Origin of the sequence: Escherichia sp. MOD1-EC6819, assembly GCF_002965765.1 — a bacterium.
Classification (GTDB): Bacteria; Pseudomonadota; Gammaproteobacteria; order Enterobacterales; family Enterobacteriaceae; genus Escherichia; species Escherichia ruysiae.
Window position 1 is genome coordinate 46655 of record NZ_PTRG01000005.1, and the last position, 12700, is coordinate 59354.

Below are 12700 nucleotides of genomic sequence, written 5' to 3' on the forward strand. Positions count from 1 at the left end.
TTGTGCCTGATTTTTTAACAGTGGCAAGATGCCGTAAATCAGATGCTACAAAATGTAAAGTTGTGTCTTTCTGGTGACTTACGTGCTATCCGGACTTGAAAATAGTCACGTAGCCCATACGATGTGGGTATCGCATATTGCGTTTTGTTAAACTGAGGTAAAAAGAAAATTATGATGCGAATCGCGCTCTTCCTGCTAACGAACCTGGCCGTGATGGTCGTTTTCGGGCTGGTACTGAGCCTGACAGGGATACAGTCGAGCAGCGTTCAGGGGCTGATGATTATGGCCTTGCTGTTCGGTTTTGGTGGTTCCTTCGTTTCGCTTCTGATGTCCAAATGGATGGCATTACGATCTGTTGGCGGGGAAGTGATCGAGCAACCGCGTAACGAAAGGGAACGTTGGCTGATCAATACTGTTGCAACCCAGGCGCGTCAGGCTGGAATTGCTATGCCGCAAGTGGCTATCTACCATGCGCCGGATATCAACGCCTTTGCAACCGGTGCGCGCCGTGATGCCTCTCTGGTTGCTGTCAGCACCGGTTTGTTGCAAAACATGAGCCCGGATGAAGCCGAGGCAGTAATCGCTCACGAAATTAGCCACATTGCCAATGGTGATATGGTTACGATGACGCTGATTCAGGGTGTGGTGAACACCTTCGTTATCTTTATTTCTCGTATTCTCGCGCAACTGGCCGCTGGCTTCATGGGCGGTAACCGTGACGAAGGTGAAGAGAGCAACGGTAACCCGCTGATCTACTTTGCAGTCGCGACGGTGCTGGAACTGGTATTTGGTATTCTGGCGAGCATTATTACCATGTGGTTCTCGCGTCATCGTGAATTCCACGCCGATGCGGGTTCAGCGAAACTGGTTGGCCGTGAAAAAATGATTGCCGCGCTGCAGCGTCTTAAAACCAGCTATGAGCCGCAAGAAGCAACGAGCATGATGGCTTTCTGCATTAACGGTAAGTCAAAATCGCTCAGTGAGCTGTTCATGACTCACCCGCCGCTGGATAAACGTATTGAAGCTCTGCGCACCGGTGAATACCTGAAGTAATATGAAGTAAATGCTAAAAAGCGCGTCCTGGTCGACGCGCTTTTTTTATGCCTGGGATCGTGGCTGGGTAATCCGTAACCCACTGACGCAGGCAGCAATCACAGCCAGAATAGCCGCAGTCATCAGCGAGACGTGCGTACCATTATCGCCAAACTGATTTAACATCAGAGCCACCAGAGCCGCGCCGCTACTCTGACCAAGCAGACGAGCTGTACCTAACATGCCACTGGCACCACCGCTACGTTCGCGAGGGGCGGAGGTAATAATGGTGTGGTTATTGGGGGACTGAAATAAGCCAAATCCAGCGCCGCATAAGATCATTGGCCAGATAATGTTGATATCCGCAGGAGAAGCGGGCAGCAGAACCAGTGAAAACAGACCCGCTGCCATAATGAACAAACCTAAAGCACCAAGTAATCCTGCATGTACGCGCTCTATCAGATAGCCTGCCAGCGGTGCCATCACCATGGTAGCTAACGGCCACGGCGTCAGGAGTAAACCCGTTTCTACTTCACTGCGCCCAAGCACGGTTTGCAGGTAAAAGGGCAGAGAAACCATTGCCAACATCTGTGCGCAGAAAGAGCAAATAGACGTGCAAATAGAAAGTGAAAACAGCGGAATGCGCAGTAAATCCACCGGTAGCAGCGGTACGGGAAGAGAAAGCTGGCGGCGAATAAAGAATATACCCACGACAACCATTACCGCCAGTTCTGCTGCAATCAACGTCAGCGATTGCCCCTGAGCGAAACCACTCAACGCAGTAATAAGCAGGCCGAAGGTTAACGCATTCATCACGGCGCTGGGCAGGTCGAAACGGGGTTTACTGGTGCGAGAACCATTAGGTGGCAGAAAACGCATCGCCAGAAGCAGGGCGATAATACCTAACGGTACGTTGATTAAAAATAACCATTTCCAGGATGCGATGGAGAGGATTGCTGCAGCAATTGTCGGCCCGGCAGCAGAAGAAACGGCAACAATAAACGAGTTTATGCCCATCCCTCTACCCAGAAAACGTTGTGGATAGATCAGGCGGATAAGTGCGGTATTAACGCTCATCAACGCTGCACCGCCGAAACCTTGTATTACACGCGCCAGGGTGAGCATTTGCAGCGAATCAGAAAGGGCGCAGAACAGCGAAGACAACAGAAAAACGACCAGTCCGCATTTATAAATACGTCGATAGCCAAACATATCTCCCAGAAACGAGAATGAGAGCAGAGAGACGACAATGGCAATTTGATAGGCGTTCACTACCCAGATGGAGCTGGCTGGCGTGGCATGAAGGTCTGTGGCGATTGTTGGCAAGGCGACGTTAGCGATAGCGCCGTCGAGGACCGCCATCGAAATACCAATAATAATGGTTAAAATCGCGCCGTATCGCTGAGGCAACGGCAGACCATCGGCCTGAACTTTTGGCATAGGAATTTTATATCTTTTGGTAATAATCAACAGGGGTATGATTCTAGCACTGATATTCACGGCGAATGTCGCAGAATTGTAACTAACCGGCAAAAGATGGATTGCGACCACCCTGGCACGAAATTATAATAAAAAACAGTTCTGATTTTTATAAAACACTCGCAATGAGGTGATAAATGGCTAACGCAGATCTGGATAAACAGCCTGATTCTGTATCTTCTGTACTGAAAGTTTTTGGCATTTTGCAGGCGCTGGGCGAAGAGCGTGAAATAGGGATAACCGAGCTGTCACAGCGCGTCATGATGTCAAAAAGCACCGTTTATCGCTTTTTACAGACCATGAAAACCCTGGGCTACGTGGCGCAGGAAGGGGAGTCAGAGAAATATTCGCTGACCCTGAAATTGTTTGAACTGGGCGCCCGCGCGTTACAAAATGTTGATCTTATTCGTAGCGCAGATATCCAGATGCGTGAGCTTTCCCGCCTGACCAAAGAGACCATCCACCTTGGCGCGCTGGATGAAGACAGCATTGTTTACATCCACAAAATTGACTCTATGTACAATTTGCGCATGTATTCTCGGGTTGGTCGTCGTAATCCGCTTTACAGTACTGCGATTGGTAAAGTATTGCTGGCCTGGCGCGATCGTGATGAAGTGAAGCAAATCCTTGAGGGCGTTGAGTATAAACGCAGTACCGATCGTACCATTACCAGCACAGAAGCGTTATTACCGGTGTTGGATCTGGTGCGTGAGCAAGGTTATGGCGAAGATAACGAAGAGCAGGAGGAGGGGCTGCGCTGTATCGCAGTTCCGGTATTTGACCGCTTTGGCGTGGTTATTGCTGGTTTGAGTATTTCCTTCCCGACCCTGCGTTTTTCTGAGGAGCGTTTGCAGGAGTATGTGACTATGCTGCATACGGCGGCGCGTAAAATTTCCTCTCAAATGGGGTATCACGACTATCCGTTCTGATTAGAGGAAGAACCTGTCTGTATAATATTCAGACAGGTTCTGTATTTCGCGTGGGTTAAATAAAGTTACAAATGGCGTAACATAGTACGCTATGGCGATGAATGTACTTTTTATCTTCGGTTTAAGTAGTTATTTATGCCTTTAACCATTATCCACAACGTTATTGCTTTTACGTAACAGCGGGCAATCTGTTATTCCGAAAAGCCCACTTTTAGTGTGTAGGTATTGTACCGTGCTGGTGCCTCTGGCGGTCAGATAGGAACATTGTAAACCTAACCCAGCGGCATTTTCCTTGCTTCCAATCAGAACGCCATATCCGCTTAGTAATAATCCTGTCCATACCAGTGCTATCAACATAATTGTGCGAATAATGAATCGCATTATGACCTCATCTCTTTTTTGTTCGCCTAATCGTAGCGGTAATATGGGCTGAAGCAAGCGTATAGTTCCAAAAGCACGAATATCGACATAGTTAGGCGCTGTTTAACTAACGCATGATAGTTTAATGACATAAGGTAGTTTAAACGGAGACTGGAGTGAAAAAGTTTCGATGGGGCGTTCTGGTTGTCGCTGTGCTGGCTTGCTTGCTGCTATGGGCGCAGGTGTTCAATATGATGTGCGATCAGGACGTACAATTTTTCAACGGAATTTGTACCATCAATCAATTTATCCCGTGGTGATATCATTTTTTCAACGGTAGATTTCCTTCCTGTGTGGCAGTGGTAGAATGGCGCCTCTACTTAGAGGTGGTGAAATGAACGAAGTTGTAAATTCAGGCGTGATGAACATTGCGTCTTTGGTTGTATCGGTGGTAGTTCTCGCTATTGGGCTCATCTTGTGGTTTTTCATCAACCGTGCCAGTTCACGGACTAACGAACAGATTGAACTTCTTGAGGCATTGCTGGATCAGCAAAAACGGCAAAATGCGCTGTTACGTCGTTTGTGCGAAGCAAGCGAACCTGAAAAAACAGATACCAGTGCTGCAGAGAACCAAAAAGCGGCTGAAGATGACGATATCATCCGCCTGGTAGCTGAACGGTAATCCGTCCTCAAATTTGAGTAACCCTGGTGTTAACGGGTTACTCATCTTATCATTCATATATGCACTATAGTGGTGCAATTGATTTAAATTAATACTCTGGTCTGACTTCAATTATTTATCGTGTTATTTATTTCATAACATCGATATCGGAAAAAGATATTTACCCCGCTAAGTTATTGGGATGTTTACATCGGAATTGTGATCAATCACGGTATTGTTTATTAGCGAAACGTTTCTCTTCTCACTTTTTAGTATTTCATCAATTTTTCTTATTTTAAAATAATAATATGGCTTAAGTATAGTTTCTTTATTGTACTCGAGTTTGTTGTTAACTGACTGTTTTATGGAGTGAATTTATATAATATTTTATTCGTTATATATCATAAAAAGTGATATCGCTCGCATTGCGTAATAAGTTGTAGTGCTGCTCTGGAAGAACTGAACTTATTGAACTATGTTAGAAACTACATCAGATCAAGTATCTGTTTGTAATGGTATGGTTAAGTGCATCGATATATCGACATGTATTCCGTTGCATAAATGTGCAAAAAAGTGGAAGGCGTATCGAGATTTGTGCGGCTGATCGAGACATGTTTAAAAATGGCTTGCCATAATTAACGTTGTATGTGATAACAGTTTCGGGTTAAACGAGGTACAGTTCTGTTTATGTGTGGCATTTTCAGTAAAGAAGTCCTGAGTAAACACGTTGTCGTTGAATACCGCTTCTCTGCCGAGCCTTATATTAGTGCCTCATGCAGTAATGTGTCAGTTTTATCTCTGTAATGCCTGCGGGCGAAGAAAACAATCTAAGGAATTTTTCAAATGGCAAAGATTAAAGGTCAGGTTAAGTGGTTCAACGAGTCTAAAGGTTTTGGCTTCATTACTCCGGCTGATGGCAGCAAAGATGTATTCGTACACTTTTCCGCTATCCAGGGTAATGGCTTCAAAACTCTGGCCGAAGGCCAGAACGTTGAGTTCGAAATTCAGGACGGCCAGAAAGGTCCGGCAGCTGTTAACGTAACAGCAATCTGATCGAAACCACTGATCTGAAGTGTAAACGCGCTTCAATCTCGCTATCAAGCCTCGTCCAAATGCGAGGCTTTTTACTTTGTTTTATTCATGCTCTTGCCTGCGGATATTTGCCCGACGCGCAATTCGCGTTACACTTGCGGCCTTTAGTATCCTGCCGGAGTTGTCATGTCGTTTTCCTGTCCACTTTGTCATCAGCCGCTATCGCTTGAAAAAAACAGCTATATCTGTCCCAAACGGCATCAATTTGATATGGCGAAAGAGGGATATGTTAATTTGCTGCCCGTTCAGCATAAACGATCCCGCGATCCGGGTGATAGTGCGGAAATGATGCAAGCGCGGCGCACATTTTTAGATGCCGGGCATTATCAGCCGCTTCGTGATGCGATAGTCGCTCAATTGTGTGATTGTCTTGATGAGCACGCAACGGCAATACTGGATATTGGCTGTGGGGAAGGGTACTACACTCATGCTTTTGCCGATGCATTGCCAGGTGTGACTACTTTTGGTCTGGATGTCTCTAAGGTTGCGATTAAAGCTGCGGCGAAACGCTATCATCAGGTTACCTTTTGTGTCGCTTCCAGCCATCGTCTGCCGTTTTCTGAGACCAGTATGGATGCCATTGTCCGTATCTACGCGCCGTGCAAAGCAGAAGAATTAGCGCGCGTGGTCAAACCGGGAGGATGGGTCATTACCGCTACCCCGGGACCACGACATTTAATGGAGCTGAAGGGGCTGATTTACGACGAAGTACATCTACATGCGCTCCATACGGAACAACTGGAAGGTTTTACATTACAGCAGAGCGATGAATTGTGTTATCCGATGCGCCTGCGCGGAGATGAGGCCGTTGCGTTGTTACAGATGACACCGTTTGCCTGGCGCGCCAAGCCAGAAGTCTGGCAAACGCTGGCGGCAAAAGAAGAATTTGATTGCCAGACGGACTTTAATATTCACGTCTGGCAACGAACAAATTAGCCGTGGTAGTGCGTCCAGAGGATCTGGACGCCAATGCCAATAAGCACCAGCCCGCCAAGAATTTCCGCTTTTTTGCCAATAATTGAACCGATAAAGCGACCCACCATCATACCTAATGTTGACATGATCAAGGTGGCGCAGCCAATCGCCAGTGCAGTAGCAATAATATTAACTTGCAGGAAGGCCAGACCAACACCAACCGCCATGGCATCCAGACTGGTGGCAATTGCGGTAGTTACCAGCAACCAGAAACCGTGACGACGACGCGGTTCTTCATCCTCATCGTCTCCACCACGAAAACCCTCAATAATCATTCGCCCGCCGAGAAATATCAGCAGTACAAACGCAATCCAGTGGTTCCACTCGAGAACAAAGCGGCTGGCTAACATGCCCATACCCCAGCCAATCAGCGGCGTCAGCGTTTCAACTGCACCAAAAATAAGGCCAGTGCGCAGGGCTTCAGAAAATTTCGGTTTATGGAGGGTGGCACCTTTACCGATTGATGCAGCAAAGGCATCCATCGACATACCAAAAGCAAGAAGAACAGTAGCAGTGATATTCATGACAACGTCCTGACCGGGGTATCCATAAAACACATCACCGCCCCCAGCAAACATGCACACATGAACGACAAGAAGCGCCCATGCAGGCATAGCGATTGATGTGCATATGGTCTCGCCTGACTGAAGGTGTTCAGTCCGTACGTGCCACGTTTTGCAACGAGTATGTTGACACGTACATTTCCGGAATCTGGAAATCGGCTACTCCCCAAATGAGGGCGCAACCTTAACATATTTTGAGAATATAAAACAACTGTTGGGATATATTATTGTATTGTATCGTTGATAACGATTTTCATTTAGATTTATATATCAATAAAACGTTAAAATAAATAACAAATAAGAGAAGGAATAATATAGCCTAAGCTATGTTTGGTTATTAAAAATACACTAAACATAGCTTCGGCTAAATCTATAACTTATTGAGTTGACACGAGAAGTTTATAAATTTTTTCCAGATCGTCGATATTTCGAACGCGGATTAATAAACGGCGCTGTTCTAATTGCATCACCAGTACGCCATCTTCCGATAAGTTCATCGCTTTAATTCGGCGATATTCAATCCAGACATTGGCGAAGAAAAAACCTTGCTGTTTAAAAATGATTTTCGGAACCCGGATCCAGAAAATATAAAAGCCCATTAGCGCCAGTGCACTTAATAACCAGGTGGTTATTTGTGCGCCATGGTTGGTCACATTGTTATAGATAAGAATGACAATCAGCCCGACGAAGATAACGCTATCGATGCGACCGCGCCGGAGCAAAGGAATTGCCAGCAGGGTGGGGCCGTTGCGTCGGGGCATGATGAACTGATCGTATATCGCAAAGGCCAGGAGTGCGGCGATGAACAGAATCAGTACCAGATCCGTGATTGTCATTAATCCTCCAGATAAAAAAACGGGGCCAATAGGCCCCGGTAGTGTACAACAATATTACAGTCCCAGCAGGCCGCAAGCGTAACCAGCGATACCGATGACGAAGAAGCCAACGATGATCCACAGAGGGTTAACTTTTTTGCGCAGCAGCCACATACAGGCGAAAGTCAGCAACAGCGGCACCAGGCCTGGCATTAACTGGTCAAGAATGGTCTGGACAGTGGTAACGTGCTCTTTACCCGTCTGGTCGGTGATGCGAGAGACTACCAGCGGGATGTTGACATGTGTCCACTTGTTAACCAATGCCCCCATGACAAACAGGCCGAGAATAGACGCCCCTTCCGTCAGTTTTTGCAGGAAGCCGCCACCCATATCTTTAACGATATCGATACCTTTGGAGTAACCATACGCTACGCCGTAGTAACGGGTTGCCAGGCGTACCAGGTTAAACAGAATAAAGAACAGCAGCGGACCTAACAGGCTGCCGCTCATTGCGATCCCGGCACCCAGCGCCGCGAATACCGGACGTACCGTACCCCAGAAGATCGGGTCGCCCACGCCTGCCAGCGGCCCCATCAGACCTACTTTGATACCGTTGATAGCACCGTCGTCGATCTCTGCGCCGTTAGCGCGCTGTTCTTCCAGCGCCAGGGTTACGCCGAGGATTGGCGCCGCCACAAACGGTTGGGTGTTAAAGAATTCGAGGTGACGTTTAATCGCCTGTTTACGGGCATCGTTGTTCTCAGGATAGAGGCGACGAATCGCCGGAACCATAGAGAAGCAGAAACCCAGTGCCTGCATACGTTCGAAGTTCCATGAACCCTGGAAGAGGTTAGAACGCAGGAAGACGCCACGAATATCACTCGGAGTGAGTTTTTTCTCGGTGGTAGTTTGAGTTGTATCAACCATTTCGCTCACCTGTTAGTCCAGTTCGTTATCGAGATCGTTGTTACCAGCAGCCTGAACAGGCGCACCGGCTACGCGGTTATATTTCGGGCTAAGTTGGATGTAGAGCACTGCCATAACAGTACCAATCACACCCAGAGCAACCAGGTTAAAGTTGGTGAATGCTGCGGTTACGAAGCCGAGGTAGAAGAACGGCATCAGGTATCCAGCACGCATCATGTTGATAACCATCGCATAACCAACCACCACGATCATGCCACCGGCGATATTCAGACCATTAGTCACCACTTCCGGAATGGCGTTCAGCATGTTCTGAACTTCACTGGTGCCTACAGACAGCGCAACAATCACGGCCGGGATAGCCACACGCATCGCTTGCAGGAACAGAGAAGAAACGTGGATCCAGGAAATTGCCGTCAGGTTGCCATTATCAGCCGCCTTATCCGCAGCGTGCTGGAAAGCAACGGTGATGGTACGAACGATGATGGTCAGCACCTGACCCGCAGCGGCCAGCGGGATTGCCAGCGCGATACCGGCACCGATGCTCTGATGACCAGCGATAACCAGAATGGTAGAAATGATGGAAGCCAGAGCGGCATCAGGCGCAACTGCGGCACCGATGTTCATCCAGCCAAGTGCGATCATTTCCAGAGTCCCACCGATAATAATACCGGTTTTCATATCGCCAAGAACGATACCCACCAGGGTACAGGCGATTAGCGGACGGTGAAACTGAAATTCATCGAGGATTGATCCCATACCTGCGATACAGGCTACGATAAATACCAGCACAATTTGAAGAGTGGTAATCTCCATTGTACTTCTCCTGTTTACGTAAGACTTAAGTGTGAAAACTGAGTGATAATCAACACAATACGTTACTTATCGATTTTGCTGATCAGATCCATCATTTTCAGTTTCGGATCGGTGGAAACCTTACGGACTTCCAGTTCGATACCACGCGCATTCAGTTTTTTGAACGCTTCGATATCTTTTTCATCAACCGAAACCGCGTTATTCACCTGGGTTTTACCCTGACGGAATGCCATACCGCCAACGTTAACAGAGGTAATTTTCACGCCGCCTTCAACGAGGCGCTCAACATCTGTCGGGTTGGTGAATAACAGCATTACACGTTCGCCAGCATATTTCGGGTTGTTGTAGACACGGATCATCTTGGCAACATCAACCACGTGTGCTGTTACGCCCGGAGGTGCAACCTGGGTGAGCAGTGTCTTACGAACGGTATCCGCAGCCACTTCATCACTAACAACGATAATACGGGAGACATTGGTTTCTTTGGTCCAGCGGGTAGCGACCTGACCGTGAATCAGACGATCGTCGATACGCGCAAGGCCAATAACCATGTAGTCATTTGGTCCCATTGGTTTTGCCGGAGTTGGAGCCGCTTTTGGTGCGGCGGCGGCGGGTGCTGGCGCTGCTTTTTCAACCGGTTTGGCTTTCAGTGCTTTCACGCCTTCACGGCCTGTTTCTACTGCCAGCGCCACCAGTTCATCAAAGCCAGGGTCATCATCACGAGCCATTAACGTTTCCACCAGCATTGGAATGTTAACGCCTGCGATCACTTCATAATGCTCTTTGTCGACGACAATACGGCTGGCAGCATTGAACGGGCTGCCGCCCCATGTATCAACGAGAAACAGCACGCCTTTAGTGGTGTCGAGTTTTGCCAACTGAGCGTTGTACTTTTCAATCAGCGTTTCGGCATTTTCACCTGGAACGAAATCGATCCAGCCGACGTTTTCCTGCTCGCCTAACAGCATCTCTGCCGTTTTAAGCAACTGCTCTGCAGCCCAACCATGTGTGCCTATAACAATAGCAATGGTCACTTGCTACCTCCTTTATTATTGTTAACACCTCAACGTGCCAGATGTATTTTTTGAATCGTCGTCCACAATCGAATCGATTCAGATAAGGGTTACAACCAAAAACCCCCTGCGTTTCGCGATTTATTTTAGATAGCGAAAAAAATATTTTATGTGATGAGGATCCGTAATTTAACTTTGGATTAGCAAAATTCCGAAAGGTAAAATACCCTCGTTACATTCGTTTGCAAAGGAAGGTAAATCTTTGCCAAATCAGAGTTCTCTCTGATATGTTTAACTCCCGTTTAACAATCAAGGAGTATGGGGCAGCAGCCCGCAGTATGGATCGTCACCGACGTCATTTCAGCATCAGGCCTTTCAGCGCCTGCCTTTCTGGCATTTTTTGCCGCACCTTTTGTTTGCATTTTGTCGTTACGCCTGCATTATTTCTGGCGCCGAATAGCTATTCCTTAAGCAGGAGCTTGTCATGGAATTCTTAATGGACCCCTCGATTTGGGCGGGGCTACTCACGCTTGTCGTTCTTGAAATCGTGCTGGGTATCGATAACCTGGTTTTTATCGCCATTCTTGCCGATAAACTGCCGCCAAAACAACGTGATAAAGCACGTTTGTTGGGGCTGTCGCTGGCGCTGATCATGCGTCTGGGACTGTTATCGCTGATTTCATGGATGGTCACCCTGACCAAACCGCTATTTACCGTGATGGATTTTTCCTTCTCCGGCCGCGATCTGATTATGTTGCTTGGGGGGATATTCTTGCTGTTTAAAGCGACAACGGAGCTACATGAACGGCTGGAAAACCGCGATCATGATTCTGGTCATGGCAAAGGCTATGCCAGTTTCTGGGTGGTCGTAACACAGATTGTCATCCTTGATGCCGTCTTCTCGCTGGATGCGGTGATTACTGCAGTAGGGATGGTCAACCATCTGCCGGTGATGATGGCAGCGGTGGTGATTGCGATGGCAGTCATGTTGCTGGCATCGAAACCGCTGACGCGATTCGTTAACCAGCATCCAACGGTAGTGGTGCTCTGTCTGAGCTTCCTGTTAATGATTGGTCTGAGTCTGGTAGCAGAAGGCTTTGGTTTCCACATTCCGAAAGGTTACCTGTATGCCGCGATTGGCTTCTCGATCATTATCGAAGTATTTAACCAAATTGCGCGCCGTAACTTTATTCGTCACCAGTCGACTTTACCGCTGCGTGCACGTACTGCTGATGCCATCCTGCGTTTGATGGGCGGTAAACGTCAGGCGAATGTGCAGCATGATGCGGATAACCCGATGCCGATCCCGGTGCCGGAAGGTGCGTTTGCCGAAGAAGAGCGATACATGATTAACGGTGTACTGACTCTGGCGTCGCGCTCTCTGCGCGGGATTATGACGCCGCGCGGCGAAATCAGCTGGGTTGACGCTAACCTTAGTGTCGATGAAATCCGTGAGCAGTTGCTTTCTTCGCCACATAGCCTGTTCCCGGTATGTCGCGGAGAACTGGATGAAATCATCGGTATCGTGCGTGCGAAAGAACTGCTGGTGGCACTGGAAGAGGGCGTTGATGTAGCGGCGATTGCTTCGGCGTCTCCGGCGATTATCGTTCCGGAAACCCTCGATCCGATCAATCTGCTGGGCGTGCTGCGTCGCGCTCGCGGTAGTTTTGTGATCGTGACCAACGAGTTTGGTGTGGTGCAAGGTCTGGTTACGCCTCTGGATGTGCTGGAAGCCATTGCCGGTGAGTTCCCGGATGCTGATGAAACGCCGGAAATCATTACCGACGGCGACGGCTGGTTGGTAAAAGGTGGTACAGACCTCCACGCCTTACAGCAGGCGCTTGATGTTGAGCACCTTGCTGATGACGATGATATCGCGACGGTCGCAGGTCTGGTGATTTCTGCAAATGGTCACATCCCGCGTGCGGGCGATGTGATTAACGTAGGGCCGTTGCATATTACCATTGTTGAAGCTAACGATTATCGTGTTGACCTGGTTCGTATTGTTAAAGAGCAACTGGCGCACGACGAAGACGAATAA

The 12700-nt window shown here is 48.1% G+C and carries 16 protein-coding genes; 9 read left to right on the plus strand and 7 right to left on the minus strand.

Annotated elements, in window-relative coordinates:
* Positions 1-171 precede the first annotated feature (171 nt).
* Complete coding sequence (gene htpX, locus A7Z06_RS08160) at positions 172-1053, plus strand: protease HtpX (RefSeq protein WP_000984500.1); 882 nt, start codon at positions 172-174, stop codon at positions 1051-1053.
* Positions 1054-1098: 45 nt separating this feature from the next.
* Here the strand turns inward: htpX and A7Z06_RS08165 are convergent, their stop codons facing one another.
* Positions 1099-2472: an MFS transporter gene (locus A7Z06_RS08165; RefSeq protein WP_105279391.1), complete on the minus strand. Its 1374-nt coding sequence runs from the start codon at positions 2470-2472 to the stop codon at positions 1099-1101.
* Positions 2473-2648: 176 nt separating this feature from the next.
* Between A7Z06_RS08165 and kdgR the strand changes: the two genes are divergently transcribed.
* Positions 2649-3440 (plus strand): DNA-binding transcriptional regulator KdgR, encoded by a 792-nt coding sequence (kdgR, locus tag A7Z06_RS08170; protein WP_001262205.1) that lies wholly within the window; start codon positions 2649-2651, stop codon positions 3438-3440.
* 141 nt (positions 3441-3581) lie between these two features.
* Here the strand turns inward: kdgR and A7Z06_RS08175 are convergent, their stop codons facing one another.
* Positions 3582-3821, minus strand: coding sequence for a YobH family protein (locus tag A7Z06_RS08175; RefSeq protein WP_001211004.1), 240 nt, complete (start codon positions 3819-3821; stop codon positions 3582-3584).
* A 155-nt stretch (positions 3822-3976) separates the two neighbouring features.
* Here A7Z06_RS08175 and mgrB point away from each other — a divergent pair, with 155 nt between their 5' ends.
* The 5 genes from mgrB to rlmA all read left to right on the plus strand — a co-directional run bounded on the left by mgrB (position 3977) and on the right by rlmA (position 6489).
* The gene (gene mgrB, locus A7Z06_RS08180) at positions 3977-4120 is read left to right on the plus strand and encodes a PhoP/PhoQ regulator MgrB (protein WP_000714530.1); all 144 of its coding nucleotides are present in this window, start codon (positions 3977-3979) and stop codon (positions 4118-4120) included.
* A gap of 74 nt (positions 4121-4194) precedes the next feature.
* The gene (locus A7Z06_RS08185) at positions 4195-4482 is read left to right on the plus strand and encodes a YebO family protein (RefSeq protein WP_001006853.1); all 288 of its coding nucleotides are present in this window, start codon (positions 4195-4197) and stop codon (positions 4480-4482) included.
* A gap of 666 nt (positions 4483-5148) precedes the next feature.
* Positions 5149-5265, plus strand: a complete 117-nt coding sequence (locus A7Z06_RS08195; RefSeq protein ID WP_032141266.1) for a DUF2627 domain-containing protein — start codon at positions 5149-5151, stop codon at positions 5263-5265.
* 39 nt (positions 5266-5304) lie between these two features.
* Positions 5305-5514 (plus strand): transcription antiterminator/RNA stability regulator CspE, encoded by a 210-nt coding sequence (gene cspE, locus A7Z06_RS08200; RefSeq protein WP_001062678.1) that lies wholly within the window; start codon positions 5305-5307, stop codon positions 5512-5514.
* A gap of 165 nt (positions 5515-5679) precedes the next feature.
* On the plus strand, positions 5680-6489 hold the full coding sequence (gene rlmA / locus A7Z06_RS08205; protein WP_000010099.1) for a 23S rRNA (guanine(745)-N(1))-methyltransferase: 810 nt from the start codon (positions 5680-5682) through the stop codon (positions 6487-6489).
* On the opposite strand, the gene mntP is transcribed toward rlmA, so the two are convergent.
* From mntP to manX, 5 genes are all read right to left on the minus strand, one after another.
* On the minus strand, positions 6486-7052 hold the full coding sequence (gene mntP / locus A7Z06_RS08210) for a manganese efflux pump MntP (protein ID WP_024165129.1): 567 nt from the start codon (positions 7050-7052) through the stop codon (positions 6486-6488). The genes rlmA and mntP overlap by 4 nt on opposite strands.
* Before the next feature lie 416 nt (positions 7053-7468).
* Positions 7469-7927: a DUF986 family protein gene (locus tag A7Z06_RS08220; protein ID WP_000156263.1), complete on the minus strand. Its 459-nt coding sequence runs from the start codon at positions 7925-7927 to the stop codon at positions 7469-7471.
* A gap of 54 nt (positions 7928-7981) precedes the next feature.
* A complete protein-coding gene (manZ, locus tag A7Z06_RS08225) occupies positions 7982-8833 on the minus strand; it encodes a PTS mannose transporter subunit IID (protein ID WP_024165130.1) in 852 nt (283 codons plus the stop codon).
* A 12-nt stretch (positions 8834-8845) separates the two neighbouring features.
* Entirely contained in the window at positions 8846-9646 is an 801-nt protein-coding gene (gene manY, locus A7Z06_RS08230; protein WP_000406930.1) for a PTS mannose transporter subunit IIC, read from the minus strand.
* 62 nt (positions 9647-9708) lie between these two features.
* Positions 9709-10680: a PTS mannose transporter subunit IIAB gene (gene manX, locus A7Z06_RS08235; protein ID WP_000150530.1), complete on the minus strand. Its 972-nt coding sequence runs from the start codon at positions 10678-10680 to the stop codon at positions 9709-9711.
* A gap of 317 nt (positions 10681-10997) precedes the next feature.
* Between manX and A7Z06_RS22240 the strand changes: the two genes are divergently transcribed.
* Entirely contained in the window at positions 10998-11156 is a 159-nt protein-coding gene (locus tag A7Z06_RS22240) for a protein YoaL (RefSeq protein WP_272941839.1), read from the plus strand.
* Complete coding sequence (gene yoaE / locus A7Z06_RS08250; RefSeq protein ID WP_000394999.1) at positions 11144-12700, plus strand: CNNM family cation transport protein YoaE; 1557 nt, start codon at positions 11144-11146, stop codon at positions 12698-12700. Before A7Z06_RS22240 ends, yoaE begins: the two co-directional genes overlap by 13 nt.

What these genes read in the sequence shown, in the direction of transcription:
- htpX (WP_000984500.1), top strand. Translation starts at nt 172, where the DNA reads ATGATGCGAATCGCGCTCTTCCTGCTAACGAACCTGGCCGTGATGGTC.
- A7Z06_RS08165 (WP_105279391.1), bottom strand. Translation starts at nt 2,472, where the DNA reads ATGCCAAAAGTTCAGGCCGATGGTCTGCCGTTGCCTCAGCGATACGGC.
- kdgR (WP_001262205.1), top strand. Translation starts at nt 2,649, where the DNA reads ATGGCTAACGCAGATCTGGATAAACAGCCTGATTCTGTATCTTCTGTA.
- A7Z06_RS08175 (WP_001211004.1), bottom strand. Translation starts at nt 3,821, where the DNA reads ATGCGATTCATTATTCGCACAATTATGTTGATAGCACTGGTATGGACA.
- A7Z06_RS08185 (WP_001006853.1), top strand. Translation starts at nt 4,195, where the DNA reads ATGAACGAAGTTGTAAATTCAGGCGTGATGAACATTGCGTCTTTGGTT.
- A7Z06_RS08195 (WP_032141266.1), top strand. Translation starts at nt 5,149, where the DNA reads ATGTGTGGCATTTTCAGTAAAGAAGTCCTGAGTAAACACGTTGTCGTT.
- cspE (WP_001062678.1), top strand. Translation starts at nt 5,305, where the DNA reads ATGGCAAAGATTAAAGGTCAGGTTAAGTGGTTCAACGAGTCTAAAGGT.
- rlmA (WP_000010099.1), top strand. Translation starts at nt 5,680, where the DNA reads ATGTCGTTTTCCTGTCCACTTTGTCATCAGCCGCTATCGCTTGAAAAA.
- mntP (WP_024165129.1), bottom strand. Translation starts at nt 7,052, where the DNA reads ATGAATATCACTGCTACTGTTCTTCTTGCTTTTGGTATGTCGATGGAT.
- A7Z06_RS08220 (WP_000156263.1), bottom strand. Translation starts at nt 7,927, where the DNA reads ATGACAATCACGGATCTGGTACTGATTCTGTTCATCGCCGCACTCCTG.
- manZ (WP_024165130.1), bottom strand. Translation starts at nt 8,833, where the DNA reads ATGGTTGATACAACTCAAACTACCACCGAGAAAAAACTCACTCCGAGT.
- manY (WP_000406930.1), bottom strand. Translation starts at nt 9,646, where the DNA reads ATGGAGATTACCACTCTTCAAATTGTGCTGGTATTTATCGTAGCCTGT.
- A7Z06_RS22240 (WP_272941839.1), top strand. Translation starts at nt 10,998, where the DNA reads ATGGATCGTCACCGACGTCATTTCAGCATCAGGCCTTTCAGCGCCTGC.
- yoaE (WP_000394999.1), top strand. Translation starts at nt 11,144, where the DNA reads ATGGAATTCTTAATGGACCCCTCGATTTGGGCGGGGCTACTCACGCTT.